This is a genomic window from Streptomyces sp. NPDC046379 (genome assembly GCF_055587785.1).
On record NZ_JBVJFP010000001.1, the window covers coordinates 649967 to 673751 of the forward strand.

The window sequence follows — 23785 nt, forward strand, 5'->3', positions numbered from 1 at the left end:
GGAGTCGAAGGCCCGTCGGCGGGGCGTCGGCTCAGCGTTCCGTGTGCTCCACGAACCGCGCCGCCGTCTCCGCCAGGACCTCACGGCCGTCGCGGGCCCACAGGTCCTCGTTGAAGAGTTCGACCTCGATCGGGCCCGTGTAGCCCGCCGTCTCCACGTACGACTGCCACTCGCGCATGTCGATCGCGCCGTCGCCGATCTGGCCGCGGCCGTTGAGGACGCCCTCCGGGAGGGGGGTGGTCCAGTCGGCGAGCTGGAAGGTGTGGATGCGGCCGGCCGCGCCCGCGCGGGCGATCTGCAGCGGGGCCGTGTCGTCCCACCAGATGTGGTACGTGTCCACGGTCACGCCGACCTGGTGCGCGGGGAAGCGCTCCGCGATGTCCAGGGCCTGGGCGAGGGTGGAGACCACGCAGCGGTCGGAGGCGAACATGGGGTGGAGGGGCTCGATGGCCAGTCTCACCCCGTGTTCCTCGGCGTAGGGACCGAGTTCGGCGAGGGCGTCGGCGATGCGCTCGCGGGCCGAGCGCAGGTTCCTGGAGCCGGACGGCAGGCCGCCCGAGACCAGGACCAGCGTGTCGGTGCCCAGCGCTGCCGCCTCGTCGACCGCGCGGCGGTTGTCGGCCAGCGCCGCCGCCCGCTCCTCGGGGTCGATCGCCGTGAGGAAGCCGCCCCGGCACAGGGTCGTGACGGCCAGGCCCGCGTCGCGCACGAGCTTCGCGGTCGCCTCGACGCCGTAGGACTGGACCGGCTCGCGCCACAGGCCGACGTTGCCGACGCCCAGCTCCTTGCATGCCTCGGCCAGTTCGGGCAGGGACAGCTGCTTCACCGTCATCTGGTTGATGGAGAAGCGGGAGAGGTCACCGGTCATTGCGTCACTCCGTACAGCGCGAGCAGGTTCTTCATCCGCTCCTCGGCGAGCGCCGGGTCCGGGAACAGGCCGAGACCGTCGGCGAGTTCGTAGGCGCGGACGAAGTGCGGGAGGGAGCGGGCCGACTGGAGGCCGCCGACCATCGTGAAGTGCGACTGGTGGCCGGCCAGCCAGGCCAGGAAGACGACGCCGGTCTTGTAGAAGCGGGTCGGGGCCTGGAACAGGTGGCGGGAGAGGTCGACCGTGGGGTCGAGCAGGGCACGGAAGCCCTCCGTGTTCCCGGTGTCCAGGACGCGCACCGCCTCGGCGGCCAGCGGGCCCAGCGGGTCGAAGATGCCGAGCAGGGCGTGGCTGAAGCCCTGGTCGTCGCCCGCGATCAGCTCGGGGTAGTTGAAGTCGTCGCCGGTGTAGCAGCGCACGCCCTGCGGCAGCCGGCGGCGCAGGTCGATCTCGCGCTGGGCGTCCAGCAGGGAGACCTTGATGCCGTCGACCTTGTCCGGGTGGGCGGCGATGACCTCCAGGAACACGTCCGTGGCGGCGTCGAGGTCGTCCGAGCCCCAGTAGCTCTGGAGCGCCGGGTCGAACATGGGGCCGAGCCAGTGCAGGACGACCGGCTCGGAGGCCTGGCGCAGCAGGTGGCCGTAGACCTCCAGGTAGTCCTCGGGACCCTGGGCCGCGGCGGCGAGTGCCCGGGAGGCCATGAGGATGGCCTGCGCGCCGGACTCCTCGACGACGGCGAGCTGCTCCTCGTAGGCCGCGCGGACCTCCTTGAGGTCGCCGGCGGCGAGCTGGTCGGTGCCGACGCCGCAGGCGATGCGGCCGCCGACCGTCTTGGCCTCGGCGGCGCTGCGGCGGATCAGCTCGGCCGCGCAGGCCCAGTCCAGGCCCATGCCGCGCTGGGCGGTGTCCATGGCCTCGGCGACGCCCAGCCCGTGCGACCACAGGTGGCGGCGGAAGGCGAGGGTGGCGTCCCAGTCGACGGCGGCCGGGGAGTCGGGGGTGACGTCCGCGAACGGGTCGGCGACGACGTGCGCCGCGGAGAAGACCGTACGGGAGGTGATGGGGGCGCCCGGGGTGAGCGCGAGGGGCTCGGTGCGCGGCTCGTAGGTGCGCAGCGTGCCGTCGGCGTCGGGGAGGCGGATGCTCACAGCGCGATCTCCGGAACCTCGATGCGGCGGCCCTCGGCCGAGGACTGCAGGCCCAGCTCGGCCAGCTGGACGCCGCGGGCGCCGGCCAGCAGGTCCCAGTGGTAGGGGGCGCCCGCGTAGACGTGCTTGAGGAACAGCTCCCACTGCGCCTTGAAGCCGTTGTCGAACTCGGCGTTGTCCGGGACCTCCTGCCACTGGTCACGGAAGGAGTAGGTGGCCGGGATGTCCGGGTTCCAGACGGGCTTGGGGGTGAGGCTGCGGTGCTGGACGCGGCAGTTGCGCAGGCCGGCGACGGCGGAGCCCTCGGTGCCGTCGACCTGGAACTCGACCAGTTCGTCGCGGTTGACGCGGACCGTCCAGGAGGAGTTGATCTGGGCGATCGCGCCGCCGTCCAGCTCGAAGATGCCGTAGGCGGCGTCGTCGGCGGTGGCGTCGTACGGCTTGCCGTTCTCGTCCCAGCGCTGCGGGACGTGGGTGGCGGTGAGGGCCTGGACGGACTTCACCCGGCCGAACAGCTCGTGCAGCACGTACTCCCAGTGCGGGAACATGTCGACGACGATGCCGCCGCCGTCCTCGGAGCGGTAGTTCCAGGACGGGCGCTGGGCCTCCTGCCAGTCGCCCTCGAAGACCCAGTAGCCGAACTCGCCGCGCACGGAGAGGATGCGGCCGAAGAAGCCGCCGTCGATCAGGCGCTTCAGCTTGAGCAGGCCGGGCAGGAACAGCTTGTCCTGGACGACGCCGTGCTTGATGCCCTTCTCGGCGGCCAGCCGGGCCAGCTCCAGGGCGCCCTCCAGCCCCGTGGCGGTGGGCTTCTCGGTGTAGATGTGCTTGCCCGCCGCGATGGCCTTCCTGATGGCCTCCTCGCGCGCGGAGGTGACCTGGGCGTCGAAGTAGATGTCCACGGTGTCGTCGGCGAGGACGGCGTCGAGGTCCGTGGAGACGTGGTCGAGGCCGTGGCGCTCGGCAAGCGCGTTCAGCGCGTGCTCGCGACGGCCCACGAGGATCGGCTCGGGCCACAGCACGGTGCCGTCGCCGAGGTCGAGGCCGCCCTGGTCGCGGATGGCCAGGATCGAGCGGACGAGGTGCTGGCGGTAGCCCATGCGCCCGGTCACGCCGTTCATGGCGATACGCACCGTCTTGCGTGTCACGTTTGTTCCCTTCGCGGGCGCGCGGGCGCCCTGATTTCTGTGTTGCCCGAGTGACGGGTAAGCCGTACAGCAAGCGCTTTCTATCTGATGAGAAGCTAGCCTCTGACCAGGGGTCCGGACAAGGGTGTGACCGTTTCGAGTTGTTCGGGTCGATCGGGCGCGCCAACGGCCGCGGGGCGGGGGCCATAAGGTCTGTTCGCAACCGCGGCCCGGTGCGTGACGTGTACGACGTCAAGGACGCAGGACGAGACGTGACGCGACCTGACGTGAGATGGAGTGAGGTGGCGTACGCGTGGCGTACCGCGGCGGGACGGACGTACTGCCGCACGGGCGGGACGCGCTGCGGCAGGACGTGACGTCCTGGTGGTGGACGAGGACAGGTGGGGACCAGATGCGCGACCGGAGGACGACGAGATGACGGTGACCCTGGCGGACGTGGCGGCCCGCGCACAGGTCTCCCCCGCGACGGTGTCGCGGGTGCTGAACGGGAACTATCCCGTGGCCGCCTCCACCCGGGAACGGGTGCTGAAGGCCGTGGACGAGCTGGACTACGTCCTCAACGGCCCCGCGAGCGCGCTCGCCGCCGCGACCTCCGACCTGGTCGGCATCCTGGTGAACGACATCGCCGACCCGTTCTTCGGGATCATGGCCAGCGCCATCCAGTCCGAGATCGGCGGCCCCGGCGGGCGGGCCGGCGGCGAACGGCTCCCGGTCGTCTGCAACACCGGCGGCTCCCCGGAGCGGGAGCTGACCTACCTCACGCTGCTGCAGCGGCAGCGGGCCGCGGCGGTCGTGCTGACCGGCGGCGCGGTGGAGGACTCGGCGCACGCGGCGGCGGTGTCGGCGAAGCTCGTGAAGCTCGCGAACGCCGGCACCCGCGTCGTGCTCTGCGGTCGCCCGCCCGCACCGGACACCGCGGCGATCGCCCTCACCTTCGACAACCGGGGCGGCGGCAAACAGCTCACCGAGCACCTGATCGGCCTGGGCCACCGGCGGCTCGGCTACATCGCGGGTCCCGAGGAGCGGACGACCACCCGGCACCGGCTGGAGGGCCACCGGGCGGCGCTCGCCGAGGCCGGCATCGAGGAGGACCCGCGCTGGACGGTGCACGGGCGCTACGACCGGCGCTCCGGTTACGAGGCCACGCTCGAACTCCTGCGCAGGGACCCGACGCTCACGGCCGTGGTCGCCGCGAACGACTCCGTCGCGCTGGGGGCGTGCGCGGCGCTGCGGGATTCGGGGCTGCGGATCCCGCAGGACGTGTCGGTCGCCGGGTTCGACGATCTGCCGTTCAGCATCGACGCGGTGCCGGCGCTGACGACGGTGCGGCTGCCGCTGGCGGAGGCGGGGGCGCGGGCGGGGCGGATCGCGATGGGGCGGGAGGAGCCGCCGCCCGGGGGGATCGCCACCGCGCGGGGGGAGTTGATGGTGCGGGGATCCTCCGGGGCGCCGCGGACGACGGGGGCGGTGGGGTGAGGGACGGCCGGAGTGAGTGCGGGTGAGCGACGGGGTCGCCCCCGGCGCCGTCGCACTCGTGTTCCGGCCGAGCGATGATTTTCGCGCGGCGCCGCGGTCTTCATCGCCGTAAGCCATTCGGATACGTCCCGGACGGACGTTCGGACACCGCCGGTGTCCGGGCACCGCGGACGCAGGACACATCGCAGGCGTCCGGACACCGCACACGTTCGGGCCCGTCGCACACGTTCGGAAGCACGAGGAGCCACCCCATGCGCATCGTCATCAGCGAGTTCATCAGCCTCGACGGCGTCGTCCAGGCCCCCGGCGGGCCCGAGGAGGACACCGACGGCGGGTTCGCCCACGGTGGCTGGTCGCACGACTTCTTCGACCCGGAGGTCGTCGGCGGCGCCTTCGACGCGGCCCTCGACGAGGCCGGCGCGCTGCTGTTCGGGCGGCGGACCTGGCAGACGATGGCCGGGGCCTGGCCGGAGCGGGCGGGGGACCCGTTCGCCGACCGGATGAACTCCATCCGGAAGTACGTCGTCAGCGGCACCCTCGCCGAAACCGACCTGACCTGGGAGAACAGCACGCTGATCCCGGCCGCCGACGCCGTCGCCGAGGTGCGCAAGCTGCGCGTGGCCGACGGGGAGGGCAGCCTGCTCGTCATGGGCAGCCCCACCCTCGCCCGGCTGCTCCTCGCCGAGGACCTGGTCGACGAGCTGCGGCTGATCGTGTCGCCGGTGATCCTCGGCGGCGGCAAGTCGATCTTCCCGGAGGGCGGGCGCAAGACGGTGTTCGAGCCGGTCTCGGCAGCCGCTGGGCCCGCGGGCGCCCAGGTCTGCGTCTACCGGCGGGCCGAGGCGCGGTAGCCCCGTGGGGCGGGTGTGTACCAAGCTGAGGGCATGAAACTGGCGTTCTCCACCCTCGGTGTCCCCGGCATGCCCCTCCCGGACGTCCTGCGACTGGCGGCCGCGCACGGCTATCACGGTGTCGAGCTGCGCGCCCACCCCGACGAACCGGTGCACCCCGGCCTCGACACGGACGCGCGCGAGGAGGCCGCCGCCGCGTTCAAGGCGGCCGGCGTCGAGGTGCTCGGCCTGGCCGGGTACGCCCGCGTGGCCGCGCCCGGGGACGACGGGCCCGTGCTCGACGAGATCCGCGCCCTGCTCGACCTGGCCCGCGACCTGGGCGCCCCGTACATCCGCGTCTTCCCCGGCGCCGACGTCAACGGCCAGCCGCCCGAGGAGGCCGACGCCGTCGCCGCCCGGCGTCTGGGCACCGCCGCCGAGTACGCCGCCGACGCCGGGGTGCGCGTCCTGCTGGAGACCCACGACTCGCACCGCACCGGCGCCGACGTCATCCGCGTCCTCGGACCGGTCGGGCACCGCAACGCCGGGGCCCTGTGGGACGTGATGCACACCTGGCTCGGCGGGGAGCAGCCGTCGGAGACCTTCGCCGCCCTCTCCCCGCACCTCGGCTACGTCCAGGTGAAGGACATCGCCTCCCCCGACGACACGACCCCGCTCCCGCTCGGCGCGGGCGTCCTGCCGATCGCCGAGTGCGTCGAGGTGCTCTCCCGGCACGGCTGGGACGGCTGGCTGTGCTGGGAGTACGAGAAGCGGTGGTACGAGGCCGCCGCCCCGCTCCCCGGCCTGCTGGCCGCCGGCCGGGAGCACCTGGGGCGGCTGCTCAACGAGTCGGCGTGACGCCGGGCCCCTCGGTCCGAGACCCTGCCGCGTACGACGCCACGCGTTCCTCCAGCGCCCGCCGCCGCTGCGGCCACTCCTGCGCCGTGATCGAGAAGATCGCCGAGTCGCGGGACAGGCCCTCCTCGCCCGGCGCCCAGGAGCGGGACCAGTTGCGCAGCACGCCCTCGAAACGGGCGCCGACGCTCTCGATGGCCGCGCGGGAGCGGGCGTTGCGGGCGTCGGTCTTCAGGTCGACGCGGGCGACGCCCCACTCCTCGAAGGCGTGCAGGAAGAGCAGGAGTTTGGCCTCGGCGTTGACGCCCGTGCCCTGGGCCGAGCGGGCCAGCCAGGTGTAGCCGATCTCGACGGCGTCCAGGCGGTCGGCGGAGTGGTAGCAGCGCGGGTCCCAGAAGGACGTCGAGCCGACCACGCGGCCGGTCGCCAGGGACACCTGGGCGAAGGGCGCCTGGCGGCCGGCGGCGGCGCGGGCGAGGTGGCCGTCGATGTAGTCGCCGACGTCGTCGGGGCCGGGGACCAGGGTGTAGCCGTAGGTGTCCCGGTTCTCCTGCGCCGCCTCGGCGAGGCCGGCCGCGTGGCGGTGCTCCAGCGGCTCCAGGCGCACCAGCGTGCCCTCAAGGACCGGCGTGCGCAGGTCGAAGGTCACGCCCCCAGCTCCTTCCGGAACGCCGCGAACGCCTCGTGGAAGTCGGGGAAGGTCTTGCGCACGCAGCCGGGGTCGTCGTAGGTCATGCCCGGCGCGCGCAGGCCGGCGACCGCGAAGGACATGACGATGCGGTGGTCGCCGTAGGTCTTGATCTCGGTGCCGCGTCCGGGCGCTCCGGGCCGGACCTCGATCCAGTCGGGGCCGGTCTCCACGGTCACGCCGAGGCGGCGGAGGTTCTCCGCGCATGCCTCCAGGCGGTCGCACTCCTTGACGCGGGTGTTGGCGACGTCCTCGATGCGCACGGGTCCCGAGGCGAAGGGGGCGATGGCGGCGAGGGTCGGCATGGTGTCGGAGATGTCCCGCATGTTGACGGTCACGCCGCCGAGCGTGCCGGTGCCCCGGACGGTCGTGCGGTCGGCGGTGGTCTCCACGTCGGCGCCCATCCGGCGCAGGACGTCGACGAAGCCGAGGTCGCCCTGGAGGGCGCCCTCGCCGAGGCCCGGGACGGTGACCTCGCCGCCGGTGAGGGCCGCGGCGGCGAAGAAGTAGCTGGCGGTGGAGGCGTCCGGCTCGATGGCGTAGGCGGTGGCGCGGTAGCCGCCGGGCGGGACGACGAAGACGTCTCCTTCCCGGCGCACCTCGACGCCGAACTCCCGCATCATCGCGATGGTGATCTCGACGTACGGGACGGAGACCAGGTCGGTGACCCTGATGCGCAGGCCGGTGCGGGTGAGCGGGCCGAGCAGGAGGAGCGCGGTGAGGTACTGGGAGCTCTGGCCCGCGTCGAGGGTGACCTCGCCGCCCTCGACGCCGGACGCGTGGACGGTCAGCGGGTGGTGGCCCTCGGCCTCCTCGTGGACCAGGTTCACGCCGAGGTCGCGCAGGGCGCGGGTGAGCGGCAGCAGGGGGCGGCGGCGCATCTGGGGCGAGGCGTCGAAGCGGTAGGTGCCGCGGCCGGTGGCGGCGAGGGCGGGCAGGAAGCGGGCGGTGGTGGCGCCGTCGCGGCAGTAGACGTCGGCCTCCGGGACGGCGGGTCCCTGCGGGCGGCCGTCGACCTGCCAGGCGTCCGGCGCCCGGCCTATCCGGTAGCCGAGGCGGGTCAGCCCCTCGGCGAAGCCCTCGGTGTCGTCCGAGCGCAGCGGCCGCCGCAGGGTGGTGACTCCGTCGGCCGCCGCCGCGAGGAACAGCGCGCGGGCGGTGATGGACTTGGAACCGGGGATCTCGGCTACAGGCATGGACTCATGATCGGGCGGCGGCGGCCCCGTGCGCCAGGGCGTCCACGGGATGGACCGGGACCGCGGCCCGCGCGGGGGCCGTGTCCACGGGGGCGACGGGCCGGGCCGCCGGGTACTGTGCACTCCCTTGACCGGCAGAAACTTCCCGGATATTGGTGACTCCTCGGAAGTTTCCTTCAGATCCTTCAGCGGACCTCCTCCGGAAGGAGCGCACGTGCACCACACCAGCACGGGAAACACCGCTCGACCCGCCACAGCCTCCCGGCGCACCGTCCTCGCCGCCACGGCCGGGGTCACGGCCGCCCTCGCCGTGGGCGGATCCGCCCGGGCGGCGGGGCCGGACGACGACGCCCTGCGCGCCCTGATCTCCCGGATGACGCTGGAGGAGAAGGTCGGCCAGCTCTTCGTCTCCCGCGTCTACGGCCACTCCGCCACCGCCCCCGAACAGGCCGACGTGGACGCCAACCTCGCCGACTTCGGCGTGCGGACGGCCGCCGAGGTCGTCGCCAAGTACCGGCTGGGCGGCGTCATCTACTTCGTGTGGGCGCACAACACCCGTGACCCGCGCCAGATCGCCGGCCTGTCCAACGGCCTCCAGCGGGCCTCCCTCGCACCGGAGCGGGGCCTGCCGCTGCTGGTCTCCACCGACCAGGAGCACGGCATCGTCGCCCGCGTGGGCAAGCCGGCCACCCTGTTCCCGGGAGCCATGGCGATCGGCGCGAGCGGTTCCTACGGCGCCGCCCGCACCCTGGGCCGGGTCGCGGGCCGGGAGCTGCGCGCGATGGGCGTACGGCAGGACTACTCTCCCGTCGCCGACGTGAACGTCAACCCGGCCAACCCGGTGATCGGCGTGCGCTCCTTCGGCGCGGACCCGGACGCGGTGGCCCGGCTGGTCACGGCCGAGGTCGCCGGGTACCAGGGCAGCGGGGTCGCGGCGACCGCCAAGCACTTCCCGGGACACGGCGACACGGAGGTCGACAGCCACTACGGCTTCCCCACCATCACCCACACGCGGGAGCAGTGGGAGGCGCTGGACGCGCCGCCGTTCCGCGCCGCGATCGAGGCCGGCATCGACTCGATCATGACCGCGCACATCCTGGTCCCCGCGCTGGACGACTCCGGCGACCCGGCGACCCTGTCCCGCCCCATCGTCACCGGCCTCCTGCGCGAACGGCTCGGCTACGACGGGGTGGTGGTGACCGACGCCCTCGACATGGCGGGCGTGCGGACGAAGTACGGCGACGACCGGGTGCCGGTGCTGGCGCTGAAGGCGGGCGTGGACCAATTGCTCAACCCGCCCAAGCTGGACCTCGCCTGGAACGCCGTCCTGCGGGCCGTGCGCGACGGCGAGCTGACGGAGGCCCGGCTCGACGAATCGATCCTGCGGGTGCTGCGGCTGAAGGCGAAGCTGGGCCTGTTCGAGCAGCCCTACGCCGACGAGGCCGAGGTCGGCCGGGTGGTGGGCCGGCGCGCGCATCTGGCGACGGCCGACCGGATCGCCGACCGCACCACGACGCTCCTGGTCAACGAGGGCGGGCTGCTCCCGCTGTCCCGCGGCGAGCATCCCCGGCTGCTGGTGGTCGGCGCCGACCCGGCCTCGCCGTCCGGCACCACGGGCCCGCCCACGCGGGTGCTGGCCGCCGCGCTGACGGAGCTGGGTTTCACGGCGACGGCTCTGTCGACGGGCACGGCCCCGTCCTCGGCGGTCGTCGAGCGGGCGGTGACGGCGGCCGGGCAGGCGGACGCCGTGGTGGTCGCGACGTACAACGTCACGGCGGGCAGCACGCAGAAGACGCTGGTGGAACGGCTGCTGGCGACCGGGCGTCCGGTGGTCGCGGTGGCGATCCGCAACCCGTACGACGTGGCCCACCTGCCGCGTGTGCGCGCGTACCTGGCCACGTACTCCTGGACGGACGTCGAACTGCGGGCGGCGGCGCGGGCGATCGCCGGGAGGGTGTCCCCGGACGGGCGGCTTCCGGTGCCGGTGCAGCGGGCGGACGACCCGTCGGCTGTGCTGTATCCGCTGGGGCACGGGCTGACGTACTGAGCGGACGGACGGACGTACGGAGCGGGCGGACGGCGAGCGCCCGGCCCCTGGAGACCAGGAGCCGGGCGACGGGTGGTGCCGGTACGGCCGTCGGTTACGGGCGCAGCGTCCGCTCCGGGCCGCGCTTGTCCAGCTTGGCGTCGTAGCGGGCCAGCGGCTTGGCCTTGGACGCGTCCGCGCGGACGGCGGCCGGGGCGACGCCCGCCCACTCGAGGATCTTCGCGGTGGCGAGGGCCTTCTCGTCCTCGACCAGGCCGGCCACGCGGGCGCCGTGGTTGGCGCCGGGCGCGGTGAGGACGTAGGAGTCGCGCGCTCCCTTGCCGAGGCGGAACGGCTCGGCGCCCCACGGGTCGTTCTCGCCGTAGACGAACAGCATCCGGTCGGCGTTGTGACGGACCCAGCGGTCGACGTCGCGCATCGCGCCCGGCTCGAACTTCATCGGGATCTCCCGCGGCACGAAGTACCGCGGCGGCAGGTAGCCGTAGCGGACGTACTGCTTCTCGATGTGCGGGAAGTGGATGGTGGGCGCGCCGAGCTGGGTGCCCGCCTGGTAGTAGTACGGCGTGTACGGCTCCAGGCCCTGGTCGGTGTAGAACGAGAACCCGGCGATCGTGTCGATCGAGGTCCAGATCTCGTCGTCGGTGGCGTTCTCCGCGTCGGCCGGGATGGTGTCGCAGTCGGAGAGCAGGCTGTACTGCCAGAAGCCCCAGACGTAGTCGAGCACGGTCGCCTCGTACGCCCTGTCGAGGCTGCCGACGGTGTGGAAGGTGTAGCCGTTCTCGGCGGCGTAGGCCTCGTAGCGCTTCTCCAGCGCCTCCCGGCGCACCAGGGCCTCGCGCTGGACGCCGTTCAGGCGGTCGCGGCACTCCTCGGTGCCGACGGTGGCGAAGAAGCGGTCGTAGGCGGAGTCCTCCTGGTTCACCACGTCGTTGGGGGCGACGTAGGCGACGACGCCGTCCATGTCGCGCGGGTAGAAACGCTCGTAGTAGGTGGCGGTCATGCCGCCCTTGGAGCCGCCCGTGGACAGCCACTTCTGCGAGTAGACCGGCTTCAGCGCCCGGTGGATGCGGTGCTGGTCGGTGGCGGCCTGCCAGATGTCCAGCTTGCTCCAGTCGGCCGGCGCGGGCCGGGACGGGGTGAAGTAGCGGTACTCCATGGAGACCTGGTTGCCGTCCACGATCTGGGTCGGCTCGCGGCGGCTGGGCGTCGTGGAGACGTTGTAGCCGCCGGTGTAGAAGACCGTCGGACGGGAGACGTCCTTGTGCAGCACGGTGATCCGCTGCTGGAACGTGCCCTGGGACGGCCGCCGGTGGTCGACCGGCTGGGTGTAGTTCAGGACGAAGAAGCGGTAGCCGGGGTACGGCTTCTCCTCGACCAGGCTCATCCCCGGTATGGAGAGCAGCCTCTCCCTGATGTCCGTCGTACCGGTGGCCTCCGGCTGGGCGGCGGTGGCCGCCCCGGCCGTGCTCAGCGTGCCTATGAACACGGTGAGCGCGAGCAGCCATCTGAGCGCCTTGCGCATGCACCCTCCCCTGTGAGAACAGATGTGCGCCGGAAGCTATCGGAGGAACACGACTGTGCACCAGGGGGAATGACGGCGCGTGAGGGGCCGGAGGGGGTCAGGCGGTCAGGCGGTCAGGCGGTCAGGCGGTCAGGCGGTCAGGCGGTCAGCACAGGATCCAGCCCGAGCTGACCGAGCCGCTCGACACCGAGCCCTTGACCCACACGCAGCGCTGCCCGGCGTGCACGGTCACCGGACCCGCGTGCCTGCGGTACTCGCCCTTGTCGACGACCGGGCGGCTGCCGCGCGCCTGGACGCTGACCGACATGGTGCGCCGGGGGCCCGGGTTCTTCGCGAGGGTGAGGGCGCAGACGTAGCCGCCGCTCTTGTAGACCTGCACCGAACCGGTGGAGAAGGGCAGCGTCCTGACCTTGCGTCCGGCGCAGGTTGAGGGCGCCGCGTGGGCCTCGGCGGGCGCGGCGAGCGCGAGCAGTCCGGACGCGGTCAGCAGCGCCGTCCCGAGCGCCGCCCGGCGTCGTATCGCTCTCCCGTTCACTGTTCGTCCTCCCCGTCACCCCAGTGATGAGCGTACTGGTGTACGGACGCGGGACGTACGCCGGATGGTTGCTCAGCCGCGGACGCCGACCGTCTCCTCGGGGTCGGGCGCGCCGACGAAGGTGCGCCACAGCTCGGCGTACCGGCCGCCGCGCGCGAGGAGTTCGTCGTGCGTGCCGTCCTCGGCGACCCGGCCGTGGTCCATGACGACGACCCGGTCCGCGCGGGCGGCGGTGGTCAGCCGGTGCGCGACGACCAGCGTGGTACGGCGGCCCGCGATCCGGTCCGTCGCCTGGTTGACCAGCGCCTCGGTGGCCAGGTCGAGCGCGGCCGTCGCCTCGTCGAGGAGCAGCACGTCCGGGTCGACCAGCTCGGCGCGGGCCAGCGCGATCAGCTGGCGCTGCCCGGCGGAGAGGTTGCGTCCGCGCTCGGCGACCTGGTGGAGGTAGCCGCCCTCCAGGCGGGCGATCATCTCGTGGGCGCCGACCGCACGGGCCGCCGCCTCCACCTCGGCGTCGGTCGCGCCGGGGCGGCCGTAGGCGATGGCGTCGCGGACGGTGCCGGGGAAGAGGTAGGCCTCCTGCGGGACGACGCCGAGCCGGTGCCGGTACGAGGTGAGGTCGAGGGTGCGCAGGTCCTGGCCGTCGGCGGTGACCCGGCCGCGGGTCGGGTCGTAGAACCGGGCGACCAGCTTGACCAGGGTCGACTTGCCCGCGCCGGTCTCGCCGACGAAGGCGACGGTCTGCCCGGCGGGGATGCGCAGGTCGATGCCGGCCAGGGCCTCCTCTTCGTCGCCGTAGGCGAAGTGCACGTCCTCGAAGGCGATCTCGCCGCGCAGCGAGAGCACCTCGCGGGGCTCGTCGGCGCTCTTGGTGGAGGTCGGCTCCTGGAGGAGTTCCTGGATGCGGCCGAGGGAGACGGAGGCCTGCTGGTAGCCGTCGAACACCTGGGAGAGCTGCTGGACGGGGGCGAAGAACAGGTCGATGTAGAGCAGGTAGGCGACCAGCGCGCCGGTGGTCAGGGTGCCCGCGTCCACCCGGCCGGCGCCCGCGACGAGCACCGCGGTGGCGGCGGCCGAGGACAGGAACTGCACGAACGGGAAGTAGACCGAGATCAGCCACTGGCCGCGGATGCGGGCCTGACGGTAGCTGTCGCTGCTCTCGGCGAACCGCCGGGCGCCGTCCCGCTCACGCCCGAACGCCTGCACGATCCGCAGTCCGGCGACGGTCTCCTGGAGCCCGGCGTTGACGGTGGAGACGCGCTCGCGGGCGAGTTCGTACGCCTTCACGCTGGCCCTGCGGAAGAAGTAGGTGGCGATGATCAGCGGCGGCAGCGTGGCGAACACCACGAGGGCGAGCTGGAGGTCGATCACCAGCAGGGCGGCCATGATGCCGAAGAAGGTGACGACGGAGACGAACGCGGTGACCAGGCCGGTCTGCAGGAACGTCGACAGCGCGTCGACGTCGGTGGTCATCCGGGTCATGATCCGGCCGGTCAGCTCGCGCTCGTAGTAGTCGAGGCCGAGCCGCTGGAGCTGGGCGAAGATCTTCAGCCGCAGCGCGTAGAGGACGCGTTCGCCGGTGCGGCCGGTCATCCGGATCTCGCCGGTCTGCGCGGCCCACTGGGCGAGCACGGTCAGCAGGCCCAGCAGCGAGGCCGCCCAGACCGCGCCGACGGCGGCCTCGCCGACGCCGCTGTCGATGCCGTGCCGGATCAGCACCGGCAGCAGCAGGCCCATCCCGGCGTCCACGGCGACCAGCCCGAGGCTGACCAGCAGCGGCAGCCCGAACCCGTGCAGCAGCCGCTTCAGGCCGTACGACTCCTCCGCGCGCACCGCCCGCGCCTCGTCCACGTCGGGCGTGCCGTCGGCCGGCGGGAGGGCGTCGACCTGGGCGAGCAGCTCGGGCGTGGCCGGGGTGCCGGCCAGCGCGGGGTCCTTCGGCTCGCGGTCGCCGCTCCACAGCCGGGGGGTGACGCCGCGCTCGGCGTCGAACTCGGCGTCCAGCTCCTCGCGGACGGAGGTGTCCTCCGGCGGGGCGGCGGGCCGTGCGTGGCCCGGGGAGACGCCGCCGAGTTCGTCGGGGTCGGTGAGCAGGCGGCGGTAGAGGGGACAGCGGCGCTGGAGTTCCTCGTGGGTGCCGATGTCGGCGAGCCGGCCGCCGTCGAGGACGGCGATGCGGTCGGCGAGGTTGAGGGTGGAGCGGCGGTGGGCGATGAGGAGGGTGGTGCGGCCCCGCATGACCTGCTGGAGGGCCTCGTGGATCTCGTGCTCCACGCGGGCGTCGACGGCGGAGGTGGCGTCGTCCAGGACGAGCAGGCGGGGGTCGCTGAGGATGGCGCGGGCGAGGGCGACGCGCTGTCGCTGGCCGCCGGAGAGGGTCAGGCCGTGCTCGCCGACCTTGGTGTCGTAGCCGTCGGGCAGCTCGGCGATGAAACGGTGGGCCTGGGCCGCGCGGGCGGCCTGTTCTATCTGTTCCTCGGTGGCATCGGGGCGGCCGTAGGCGATGTTGTTGCGGACGGTGTCGGAGAAGAGGAAGGAGTCCTCGGGGACGAGTCCGATCGCGGCGCGCAGGGAGTCCAGGGTCAGCTCGCGCACGTCGTGGCCGCCGACGAGGACGGCTCCGCGGGTGACGTCGTAGAAGCGCGGCAGGAGCAGGGAGACGGTGGACTTGCCGGAGCCGGAGGAACCGACGACGGCGAGGGTCTCGCCGGGGCGGATCTCGAAGGAGAGGCCCTGGAGGACGGGGCGGTCGGGGTCGTAGCCGAAGGAGACGTCGTCGAACTCGACGGTGGCGGGGGCGTCGGCGGGCAGTTCCAGGGCGCCGTCGGCGAGCGTCGGCTCGGTGTCGATCAGCTCCAGGACGCGCTCGGTGCCGGCGCGGGCCTGCTGGCCGACGGTGAGGACCATGGCGAGCATCCGCACCGGGCCGACGAGCTGTGCGAGGTAGGTGGAGAAGGCGACGAAGGTGCCGAGGGTGACGTCGCCGCGGACGGCGAGCCAGCCGCCGAGCGCGAGCATGGCGACCTGGCCGAGGGCGGGAACGGCCTGGAGGGCAGGGGTGTAGCGGCTGTTGAGGCGGATGGTGCGCAGCCGTCCCGCGTACAGCTTGCGGCCGACCTCGCGCAGCTTCCCGGTCTCCTGGTCCTCCTGTCCGAAGCCCTTGACCACGCGGACGCCGCTGACCGCGCCGTCGACCACGCCGGCCACGGCGGCGGCCTGGGCCTGCGCGTACCAGGTGGCGGGGTGCAGCCGGGTCCGGGAGCGCTGGGCGATCCACCAGATGGCGGGGGCGACGGCGAGGGCGACGAGGGTGAGCGGGACCGACAGCCACGCCATGATCACCAGGGAGATCAGGAAGAGCAGGAAGTTCCCGATCGTCATGGGGAGCATGAACAGCAGGCCCTGGATCAGCTGGAGGTCGCTGGTGGCCCGGCCGACCACCTGGCCAGTGGACAGCTCGTCCTGGCGGCGGCCGTCGAGCCGGGTGATCGTCTCGAACATCTCGGTGCGCAGGTCGTGCTGGACGTCGAGGGCGAGCCGGCCGCCGTAGAAGCGGCGGATGTAGGTGAGGACGTAGACGAGCAGCGCGGCCACGACGAGGGCGCCGGCCCAGGGGGCCATGGCGCGGCTCCTGTCGCCGATCACGTCGTCGATGATCACCTTGGTGATCAGCGGCACCAGCGCCATCACGGCCATGCCGGCGAGTGAGGACCCGAGGGCCAGGACGACGTCCTTCGGATGACGCCAGGCGTACCCGGCCAGCCGTCGTGCCCATCCCCGTTGCGCGCCCACGCGGTGCCTTCCGTTTCTGCCGACGGACCTGATCTGCCGGAAGGCACCAACACCGGTGGGGGCGGATTTCATCCCGCGGGGCGCCGCGGCGAGTGACGAGGGTTACCCGGCGGACGGTCTGGACGCGGTTCCTACCCGCCGGTACGGTGAGTGAGCAAGCGCTTAGACATGTACCCGTGGAGGTGGCGGCGTGCGCCGTACGGTGTTCAACGAGGATCACGAGGCGTTCCGGGAGACCTTGCGCGCCTTCATCGAGGCCGAGGTCGTGCCGGTGTACGACGAGTGGTTCGCGGCGGGCCAGGCGCCCCGCGATTTCTACTACAAGCTCGGCGAGCTGGGCGTCTTCGGCATCAACGTGCCCGAGGAGTACGGCGGCGCGGGCCTGGACACGCACAAGTTCGAGGCGATCCAGTACGAGGAGACCGCCCGCGCGGGCGTCACCTTCGGCGGCTCCGGCGTGCACGTGCTGCTGGCCCTCCCGTACATCAAGATGCTCGCCACGGAGGAGCAGAAGAAGCGCTTCCTGCCGAAGTTCGTCTCCGGCGAGGAGATGTGGGCGATCGCGATGACCGAGCCGGGCACCGGCTCCGACCTCGCGGGCATGAAGTCCACCGCCCGGCTCTCCGAGGACGGCACGCACTACGTCCTCAACGGCGCCAAGACCTTCATCACCGGCGGCGTGCACGCCGACAAGGTGATCGTCTGCGCCCGCACCGCCCCGCCGACCGCCGAGGACCGCCGGCACGGCATCTCGCTGTTCGCCGTGGACACCAGGTCCGAGGGCTACTCCGTCGGCCGCAAGCTGGACAAGCTGGGCCTGAAGACGTCCGACACCGCCGAACTGGCGTTCGTCGACGTGAAGGTGCCGGTCGAGGACCTGCTCGGCGAGGAGAACAAGGGCTTCTCCTACCTGGGCGCCAACCTGCCCTCCGAGCGCTGGGGCATCGCCTTCGGCGCCTACGCCCAGGCCAAGGCCGCGGTGCGGTTCGCCAAGAACTACGTGCGGGAGCGCACGGTGTTCGGCAAGCCGGTCGCCGCGTTCCAGAACACCAAGTTCGAGCTGGCCGCCTGCCAGGCCGAGGTGGACGCCGCCGAGGCCGTCGCCGACCGCGCGCTGGAGGCCCTGGACGCCGGCGAGCTGACCGCCGCCGAGGCCGCAAGCGCCAAGCTGTTCTGCACCGAGGTCGCCCACCGCGTCATCGACCGCTGCCTCCAGCTGCACGGCGGCTACGGCTACATGAACGAGTACCCGATCGCCCGCCTGTACGCGGACAACCGGGTCAACCGGATCTACGGCGGCACCAGCGAGGTCATGAAGATGATCATCGCGAAGGATATGGGCCTGTAAGGTCCCCGCAATTACCGGCCAGTAGAAAAGGTGCCATGAACCAGGCACTTCAGGACCTCCTCGATCTGCTCGACCTGGAGCAGATCGAGGAGGACATCTTCCGCGGCACGTCCCGTTCCGCCGTGGTCCCCCGCGTCTTCGGCGGGCAGGTCGCGGCCCAGGCGCTCGTCGCCGCCGGCCGGACGGTCGCCGCGGACCGGCTGCCCCACTCCCTGCACGCGTACTTCCTGCGCATGGGCGACCCGGGCGCGCCGATCGTCTACACCGTCGACCGCATGAACGACGGCCGCTCCTTCACCGCGCGCCGGGTCGTCGCCGTCCAGCACGGCAAGCCGATCTTCGCCCTGTCGGCGTCCTTCCAGCGGCCCGAGGAGGGCCTGGACCACCAGACTCCGATGCCGCCCGCGCCCGACCCGGCCACGCTGCCCACCTCCGAGGACCGCCTGCGCGGTTACCCGCACCTCGACCCCGAGACGGTCGAGCGGTTCATCGAGGCCCGCGCCGCGGTCGACCTGCGCTACGTCGACGACCCGCCCTTCGGCCGGTACGGCGAGCCCCGCGCGCCCCACTCCCAGGTGTGGTTCCGCGCCAACGGCAAGCTCGCGGACGACCCGCTGCTGCACGTCGTCCTCGCGACGTACGTCTCCGACATGACGCTGCTGGACTCCGTGCTGCTCGCCCACGGCCGCGGCGGCTGGGCCGTCGGCGACGTGGTCGGCGCCTCGCTGGACCACGCGATGTGGTTCCACCGCCCGTTCCGCGCCGACGAGTGGCTGCTGTACGACCAGCACTCGCCGACGGCCCACGGCGGCCGGGGCCTGGGCCAGGCCCGCATCTACACCCAGGACGGGCGGCTGGCGATATCGGTGATCCAGGAGGGCGTGCTGCGGGTGCCGCGCGAGGGCTGAGGCGGCGCGCACCGGCGGCCTCCGAAGGCTTCGGGCGTCCTCAACGGCTTTCTGGCGGCTTCCGGCGGCCTCTCAACTGCTTCCGGCCGCTTCCGGCGGCTTCCGGCGGCTTCCGGCGGCTTCCGGCGGCTTCCGGCGGCTTCCGGCGGCTTCCGATGGGGGGAACGCGCGCCCGTGCGGGGGCGCGCGGCCCGTTACGCCAGTCCCGCCTCCGACAGCAGATACGCCGTCATCGGGTCGTAGTAGCGGGGGCTGACCACGTGGTCGTCCAGCGGGACCGCCACCTGGACGGTGCCCTCGGCCTCCGCGAGGAACAGGGCCGGGTCGTTGCAGTCGGCGTAGCCGACGGAGTCGACGCCGTGCTGACCGGCGTAGCCCGCCCAGCCGTGGTCGGCGACGACCAGGTCGGGCAGGGGGCGGCCCTCGCGCTCCAGGGCGGTCAGGATCGCCTTCATCGGCTCGCCCGAGTGGGTGTGCCACAGCGTCGCGCCGTGCTCCAGCATCGCCACGTCCGCGAACTGCATCACATAGCCCTCGTCCGTCTGCAGCCCTTCCGGGATCACGACGATCTCGCAGCCCGCGGCCCGCAGCGCGGCGGCCGTCGCGCGGTGCACGTCGAGCAGGCCGCCCGGGTGACCGGTCGCGAACAGCACCCGCTGCCCGCCGTCGGCCGCCTTGCGCAGCCGGGCCGCCAGCCGCTCCAGTCCGGCGACGGTCAGCTCGGGGTCGATGGTGTCCTGGCCGAACCGGTACTCGGGGTCGTCGTTGACGCCCACCCGCTCCGCCATCACCGCGAGCACGTCCTGCTCGTCGGTCCAGCGGTCGCCGAGCTCCAGGCCGAGCCAGAAGTTGCGGACGCCGTTCGCCAGTTGACGGTAGTGGGAGAGGTTGTTCTCACGAGGGGTGGCCACGTCGCCCGCGATACGGGTCCTCACGAGGTGTTCGACGAGTTCGGCGCGGCTGGGTGTCCCGGATATCGGCATGGCTCCCATTGTGGGGCAGACGCCTGTGCGCGTCCCGGGCGTCCCGTCCGCTGGGACGTGCGTCACTCCCCGGCCGTCCCGGGCGCCTCACATGTGCCGCAGGGCGAACCACAGTTCCATCCGCACGTCCGGATCGTCCAGGTCAGCGTCCAGCAGCGCCGCGCACCGGGCCATGCGCTGCCGCACGGTGTTGCGGTGCACCGACAGGGCCACGGCGGTGCGGTCCCAACTGCCGTGCAGGGACAGCCAGGTGCGCAGGGTCTCGGGGAGCGCGGGGACGGCGGCCAGGGGCGCGAGCAGTGCACGGGCGTGAGCCTGCGCCTCCGCCTCGGGGAGGAGTGCGCTCAGTCCCGCGCGGTCGGCGCCGTGCCGGGCGAGGGGCGCCCGGATGGCGCGGGCGCGGGCCAGGGCGCGGGCGGCCTGCGCGTCGGCGGCCGGCCACGCCTCGGGACCGGCCGGGGCGCTGACGCCGAGGGTCCAGCCCGGCTGCGGGGCCACATCCCGGCCGGCGGGCAGCAGCAGCCGTACGACGTCCGGCGCCAGGTCGAGCAGGGCGGTGCCGAGCGCCGCGCCGAGGGCGGAGGCGGCCGTCGGGTCGGCGGGCGGCGCGTCCGGCAGGGCGTGCGCCACCAGCCAGGGGCCCTCGCCGAGGAGCGGGGCCACGTCCTGCGGGCGCGCGCCGAGGAGCAGCCGTACGAGGGCGGAGGAGCGGGCGGCGGCGCCGGCGCCGTGCCGTTCGCCGGTGAGGAGGGTCAGCAGCACCGCCGCGACCGAGGCGATCGTGTGGTCGCCGGGTTCCCGTCCCGGCGCGGCGACGCCGAGGACATGACCCCGCCCGGCGCCGAGGGCGTACGCGGTGAGGTGCGCGGCGCCCACGGTGTCCGACGCCGACGCCGAGGCGCGCTCGGTGACGGCGCGCGCCAGCCCCGCCAGCGCCCCCGACGCCTCCTCGCCCGGCGTCCGCCCGGCCGCCGCCAGCTCCGTGCCGTCCGGCCCGTACAGCACCGCCCGGCCGCGCACCCACTGGGCCAGCCTCCGCAGCACCGCCGGCGCCGGGTCCGGTCGGGACGCCGCCGCCGCGAGGCTCCGCTGGGCCTCGGTCACCCGGCGCAGCTCGGCCAGCCGGGCCTGGGCGACCAGCTGCCCGACGGCGCGGGCCACGCCGGAGAAGGTGGTCCGCGGCGGCACCTCCAGCAGCGGCAGCCCACGCGCCTCGCAGGCCGCCACCAGCGCGTCCGGCACCGTGTCGTGCACCGGAGCCACCCCGAACCCGAGGGCCGCGCCGCCCGCGTCGACGATCCGCGCGACATAGCCGTCGAAATACGCCTGCTCCGCCCCGTCCGGGATGTGCACCCCGGCCGTGAGCAGCAGCTCGCCGCCCAGCAGGTACGGGTAGGGGTCCGCCATCTCCGAGGTGTGCGCCCAGTGGATCGCCACGTCCGGACCCGACGGCCCGGCGAGCTGCCGCAGGGCCAGGTCGTCGCGGGCCAGCAGGGCGGCGAGGGGGACCGGAGGGGTCGGCGGGACGGGTGGGGAAGGCGGGACCGGTGGATGCGGCGGGGCGGAAGGGGGGTTCAGGGCATATGGGGTAGTCGGGGCCTGTGGGCTGGGCGGGGAGGCGGCGTCCGACACGGTGTGCGTTTCCTCCATTCGGCATGACGTGAATGGAGGAAACGTACTCTTCGTCTCGGCCCTGCGGCCACCTAGGCTCGGTCCCGGCCCGCAGCACAGTGAAACGCAGGAAAGTAGGCAGCGCCCCCATGAGCAGCAGCAACGACACGCCTCGCGGCCCCGTCGACTCCTCCCGCATCCCGCGCTACGCCGGCCCCGCGACCTTCGCCCGCCTCCCCCGCCTGGACGAGGTCGGCACGGCCGACGTCGCCGTCGTGGGCGTGCCCTTCGACTCCGGCGTCTCCTACCGGCCGGGCGCCCGTTTCGGCGGCAACGCCATCCGCGAGGCGTCGAGGCTGCTGCGCCCGTACAACCCCGCGCAGGACGCCTCCCCCTTCGCCCTCGCGCAGGTCGCGGACGGCGGCGACATCGCGGTCAACCCGTTCAACATCAACGAGGCCGTGGACACCATCGAGGCCGCCGCCGACGAGCTGCTCGGCACGGGCGCCCGCCTGATGACCCTCGGCGGCGACCACACCATCGCCCTGCCCCTGCTGCGCTCGGTGGCGAAGAAGCACGGCCCGGTCGCCCTGCTCCACTTCGACGCCCACCTCGACACCTGGGACACCTACTTCGGCGCCGAGTACACGCACGGCACGCCGTTCCGGCGAGCCGTCGAGGAGGGCGTCCTCGACACCTCCGCCCTGTCCCACGTCGGCATCCGCGGCCCGCTCTACGGCAAGCAGGACCTCACCGACGACGAGAAGATGGGCTTCGGCATCGTCACCTCGGCGGACGTCTACCGCCGCGGCGCCGACGAGGTCGCCGACCAGCTCCGCCAGCGCATCGGTGACCGCCCCCTGTACATCTCCATCGACATCGACTGCCTGGACCCGGCCCACGCGCCCGGCACCGGCACGCCCGAGGCCGGCGGCATGACCTCGCGCGAGCTGCTGGAGATCCTGCGGGGCCTGGCCTCCTGCAACCTGGTCTCCGCGGACGTGGTCGAGGTGGCCCCCGCGTACGATCACGCCGAGATCACATCGGTGGCCGCCTCCCACACGGCGTACGAACTGACCACGATCATGTCGCGCCGGATCGCCGCCGCCCGCGAGGAGAACCGCGAGGAGAGCGAGGGCAAGTGACCCACGACCACGACCTGGAACTGCGCCCGACGGCCGCCCAGACGGAGGCCGCGCTGCATCCTCCTCCCGGCCGCACGGGCGGGGACCTGGTCGTGGAGACGCTGGCCGGGCTCGGCGCGACCACCGTTTTCGGCCTGCCCGGGCAGCACGCGCTCGGCCTGTTCGACGCCCTGCGCCGCTCGGACCTGCGCTACGTCGGGCTGCGCACGGAGAACAACGCCGGGTTCGCGGCGGACGCGTACGGCCGGATCACCGGCGAGGCGGCGCCGCTGCTGCTGTCGACGGGGCCGGGTGCGCTGATGTCCCTTCCGGCGCTCCAGGAGGCGGCGGCGGCCTCGGCCCCGGTCCTGGCCGTCGCCAGCCAGGTCCCGACGGCGGGCCTCGGCGGCGGCCGGCGCGGCTACCTCCACGAACTGCCCGACCAGGCCGCGTCGTTCCGGGGCGTGGTCAAGTCCGTGCACACCGTCCGCAGCCAGTCGCAGATCCCCTCCGCGATCGCGGCGGCCTGGCGGTCGGCGCTGACCGCCCCGCACGGCCCGGTGTGGGTGGAGATCCCGCAGGACGTCCTCACGGCCCCGGCCGCGCTGCCGGTCGTCACGGCGGTCGACGCCACCCCCGAGGACCTCCCGCCCCGCCCCGAACTCACCGCCGTGGCCGCCGACCTGCTGTCCCGGGCGGCCCGCCCGGCGATCGTCGCGGGCGGCGGAGTGGTCCGCGCGGACGCCGCCAAGAAGCTGCGGCAGCTGGCGGAACGGCTCTCGGCCCCGGTGGTGACGACCTTCGGCGGCAAGGGCGCGTTCCCCTGGAACCACCCGCTGTCGCTTCAGTCCTGGCTGGAGGACCGGCACACGACCGACTTCCTGGAGGACGCCGACGTGCTCCTGGTGGTCGGCTCGGGGCTGGGCGAACTCTCCTCGAACTACCACACGTTCCGGCCGCGCGGGCGGGTGATCCAGATCGAGGCGGACCTCGGCAAGCTGGAGTCCAACCACCCGGCCCTCGGCATCCACGCGGACGCCCGCCTCGCCCTGCAGGCCCTCCTGGAGACGGTCGGGCCGCGCGAGGACACCGCCGCCCCCGCGCGGGTGCGGGCGGTCCTCGACCGCGTCCGCGAACGGCTCGCCGGCCAGCGACTCGCTGTGGAGCAGGACGTCCTGGCCTCGGTGCGCGCGGCCCTCCCGGCCGACGCCCCGTCCTTCTGGGACATGACGATCCTCGGCTACTGGGCCTGGTCCGCCTTCGACCCCAAGGCCCCGAACACCATGCACTCGGCGCAGGGCGCGGGCGGCCTCGGCTACGCCTTCCCGGCGGCCCTGGGCGCGGCCGTCGCCGACCCCACCCGCCCGGTCCTCGCGGTCTCCGGCGACGGCGGCGCGCTCTACTCGGTCGCCGAGCTGGCCACGGCCCGCCAGTACGGCCTGGACGTCACCTGGCTGATCGTCGACGACGGCGGCTACGGCATCCTGCGCGAGTACATGACCGACGCCTACGGCGCCCCCACGGCCACCGACCTGACCGGCCCCGACTTCGCGGCCCTCGCCGAGTCCTTCGGCGTCCCCGCGGTCCGCACGACCCCGGGGACCCTGACGGCGGACCTGACCAAGGCACTGGGGACCCCGGGGCCGTCGGTGGTGGTGCTCCCGGCGGTACTGCGGATGTTCGCGCCGACGCACACGGGGTGAGCG

At 73.4% G+C, this 23785-nt stretch carries 18 protein-coding genes; 8 read left to right on the forward strand and 10 right to left on the reverse strand.

Features of this window, described 5'->3' with window-relative positions:
• Positions 1-31: 31 nt before the first annotated feature.
• Genes ACZ6KF_RS02895 through ACZ6KF_RS02905 form a run of 3 tightly spaced genes read right to left on the reverse strand, consistent with a single transcriptional unit; the run spans position 32 to position 3164 of the window.
• Positions 32-868 carry a sugar phosphate isomerase/epimerase family protein gene (locus ACZ6KF_RS02895; protein WP_469237023.1) on the reverse strand — a complete coding sequence of 279 codons (837 nt, stop codon included), beginning with the start codon at positions 866-868 and terminating at the stop codon, positions 32-34.
• Positions 865-2016 carry a dihydrodipicolinate synthase family protein gene (locus ACZ6KF_RS02900; protein WP_469237027.1) on the reverse strand — a complete coding sequence of 384 codons (1152 nt, stop codon included), beginning with the start codon at positions 2014-2016 and terminating at the stop codon, positions 865-867. The genes ACZ6KF_RS02895 and ACZ6KF_RS02900 overlap by 4 nt, the downstream gene beginning before the upstream one ends.
• Positions 2013-3164: a Gfo/Idh/MocA family protein gene (locus tag ACZ6KF_RS02905; protein ID WP_356627354.1), complete on the reverse strand. Its 1152-nt coding sequence runs from the start codon at positions 3162-3164 to the stop codon at positions 2013-2015. Before ACZ6KF_RS02905 ends, ACZ6KF_RS02900 begins: the two co-directional genes overlap by 4 nt.
• A gap of 414 nt (positions 3165-3578) precedes the next feature.
• Between ACZ6KF_RS02905 and ACZ6KF_RS02910 the strand changes: the two genes are divergently transcribed.
• From ACZ6KF_RS02910 to ACZ6KF_RS02920, 3 genes are all read left to right on the forward strand, one after another.
• On the forward strand, positions 3579-4640 hold the full coding sequence (locus tag ACZ6KF_RS02910) for a LacI family DNA-binding transcriptional regulator (RefSeq protein WP_356627353.1): 1062 nt from the start codon (positions 3579-3581) through the stop codon (positions 4638-4640).
• 251 nt (positions 4641-4891) lie between these two features.
• Positions 4892-5491, forward strand: a complete 600-nt coding sequence (locus ACZ6KF_RS02915) for a dihydrofolate reductase family protein (RefSeq protein ID WP_356627352.1) — start codon at positions 4892-4894, stop codon at positions 5489-5491.
• A gap of 33 nt (positions 5492-5524) precedes the next feature.
• Complete coding sequence (locus ACZ6KF_RS02920) at positions 5525-6328, forward strand: sugar phosphate isomerase/epimerase family protein (RefSeq protein ID WP_469237029.1); 804 nt, start codon at positions 5525-5527, stop codon at positions 6326-6328.
• On the opposite strand, the gene ACZ6KF_RS02925 is transcribed toward ACZ6KF_RS02920, so the two are convergent.
• The gene (locus ACZ6KF_RS02925; RefSeq protein ID WP_469177853.1) at positions 6312-6974 is read right to left on the reverse strand and encodes a GNAT family N-acetyltransferase; all 663 of its coding nucleotides are present in this window, start codon (positions 6972-6974) and stop codon (positions 6312-6314) included. The two genes, ACZ6KF_RS02920 and ACZ6KF_RS02925, sit on opposite strands and share 17 nt — an antisense overlap.
• Entirely contained in the window at positions 6971-8209 is a 1239-nt protein-coding gene (gene aroA / locus ACZ6KF_RS02930) for a 3-phosphoshikimate 1-carboxyvinyltransferase (RefSeq protein WP_356627349.1), read from the reverse strand. Before aroA ends, ACZ6KF_RS02925 begins: the two co-directional genes overlap by 4 nt.
• A gap of 214 nt (positions 8210-8423) precedes the next feature.
• On the opposite strand from aroA, the gene ACZ6KF_RS02935 reads away from it, so the two are divergent.
• Positions 8424-10256: a glycoside hydrolase family 3 protein gene (locus ACZ6KF_RS02935; RefSeq protein ID WP_469237032.1), complete on the forward strand. Its 1833-nt coding sequence runs from the start codon at positions 8424-8426 to the stop codon at positions 10254-10256.
• A gap of 94 nt (positions 10257-10350) precedes the next feature.
• On the opposite strand, the gene ACZ6KF_RS02940 is transcribed toward ACZ6KF_RS02935, so the two are convergent.
• The 3 genes from ACZ6KF_RS02940 to ACZ6KF_RS02950 form a co-directional block, all read right to left on the reverse strand.
• On the reverse strand, positions 10351-11778 hold the full coding sequence (locus ACZ6KF_RS02940; protein WP_469158465.1) for a S28 family serine protease: 1428 nt from the start codon (positions 11776-11778) through the stop codon (positions 10351-10353).
• A gap of 145 nt (positions 11779-11923) precedes the next feature.
• Positions 11924-12313, reverse strand: a complete 390-nt coding sequence (locus ACZ6KF_RS02945; RefSeq protein ID WP_469237034.1) for a hypothetical protein — start codon at positions 12311-12313, stop codon at positions 11924-11926.
• A gap of 72 nt (positions 12314-12385) precedes the next feature.
• Positions 12386-16105, reverse strand: coding sequence for an ABC transporter ATP-binding protein (locus ACZ6KF_RS02950; RefSeq protein WP_356627345.1), 3720 nt, complete (start codon positions 16103-16105; stop codon positions 12386-12388).
• 190 nt (positions 16106-16295) lie between these two features.
• On the opposite strand from ACZ6KF_RS02950, the gene ACZ6KF_RS02955 reads away from it, so the two are divergent.
• The gene (locus ACZ6KF_RS02955; protein ID WP_356627344.1) at positions 16296-17453 is read left to right on the forward strand and encodes an acyl-CoA dehydrogenase family protein; all 1158 of its coding nucleotides are present in this window, start codon (positions 16296-16298) and stop codon (positions 17451-17453) included.
• A gap of 35 nt (positions 17454-17488) precedes the next feature.
• Entirely contained in the window at positions 17489-18361 is an 873-nt protein-coding gene (locus ACZ6KF_RS02960; protein ID WP_469237036.1) for an acyl-CoA thioesterase, read from the forward strand.
• Between the two features lie 194 nt (positions 18362-18555).
• On the opposite strand, the gene ACZ6KF_RS02965 is transcribed toward ACZ6KF_RS02960, so the two are convergent.
• On the reverse strand, positions 18556-19344 hold the full coding sequence (locus ACZ6KF_RS02965; protein WP_356627342.1) for a phosphatase: 789 nt from the start codon (positions 19342-19344) through the stop codon (positions 18556-18558).
• Between the two features lie 87 nt (positions 19345-19431).
• Positions 19432-20994 carry a PucR family transcriptional regulator gene (locus ACZ6KF_RS02970; RefSeq protein ID WP_469237039.1) on the reverse strand — a complete coding sequence of 521 codons (1563 nt, stop codon included), beginning with the start codon at positions 20992-20994 and terminating at the stop codon, positions 19432-19434.
• Positions 20995-21104: 110 nt separating this feature from the next.
• On the opposite strand from ACZ6KF_RS02970, the gene speB reads away from it, so the two are divergent.
• Positions 21105-22100: an agmatinase gene (gene speB, locus ACZ6KF_RS02975; RefSeq protein ID WP_469158460.1), complete on the forward strand. Its 996-nt coding sequence runs from the start codon at positions 21105-21107 to the stop codon at positions 22098-22100.
• Positions 22097-23782: a thiamine pyrophosphate-binding protein gene (locus ACZ6KF_RS02980; protein ID WP_356627340.1), complete on the forward strand. Its 1686-nt coding sequence runs from the start codon at positions 22097-22099 to the stop codon at positions 23780-23782. Before speB ends, ACZ6KF_RS02980 begins: the two co-directional genes overlap by 4 nt.
• Positions 23783-23785: the final 3 nt, after the last annotated feature.

Excerpts from the sequence above, each read along its gene's own strand:
- ACZ6KF_RS02970 (WP_469237039.1), bottom strand. The coding sequence starts at position 20,994 with ATGGAGGAAACGCACACCGTGTCGGACGCCGCCTCCCCGCCCAGCCCA.
- ACZ6KF_RS02915 (WP_356627352.1), top strand. The coding sequence starts at position 4,892 with ATGCGCATCGTCATCAGCGAGTTCATCAGCCTCGACGGCGTCGTCCAG.
- aroA (WP_356627349.1), bottom strand. The coding sequence starts at position 8,209 with ATGCCTGTAGCCGAGATCCCCGGTTCCAAGTCCATCACCGCCCGCGCG.
- ACZ6KF_RS02940 (WP_469158465.1), bottom strand. The coding sequence starts at position 11,778 with ATGCGCAAGGCGCTCAGATGGCTGCTCGCGCTCACCGTGTTCATAGGC.
- ACZ6KF_RS02920 (WP_469237029.1), top strand. The coding sequence starts at position 5,525 with ATGAAACTGGCGTTCTCCACCCTCGGTGTCCCCGGCATGCCCCTCCCG.
- ACZ6KF_RS02910 (WP_356627353.1), top strand. The coding sequence starts at position 3,579 with ATGACGGTGACCCTGGCGGACGTGGCGGCCCGCGCACAGGTCTCCCCC.
- speB (WP_469158460.1), top strand. The coding sequence starts at position 21,105 with ATGAGCAGCAGCAACGACACGCCTCGCGGCCCCGTCGACTCCTCCCGC.
- ACZ6KF_RS02960 (WP_469237036.1), top strand. The coding sequence starts at position 17,489 with ATGAACCAGGCACTTCAGGACCTCCTCGATCTGCTCGACCTGGAGCAG.
- ACZ6KF_RS02965 (WP_356627342.1), bottom strand. The coding sequence starts at position 19,344 with ATGCCGATATCCGGGACACCCAGCCGCGCCGAACTCGTCGAACACCTC.
- ACZ6KF_RS02895 (WP_469237023.1), bottom strand. The coding sequence starts at position 868 with ATGACCGGTGACCTCTCCCGCTTCTCCATCAACCAGATGACGGTGAAG.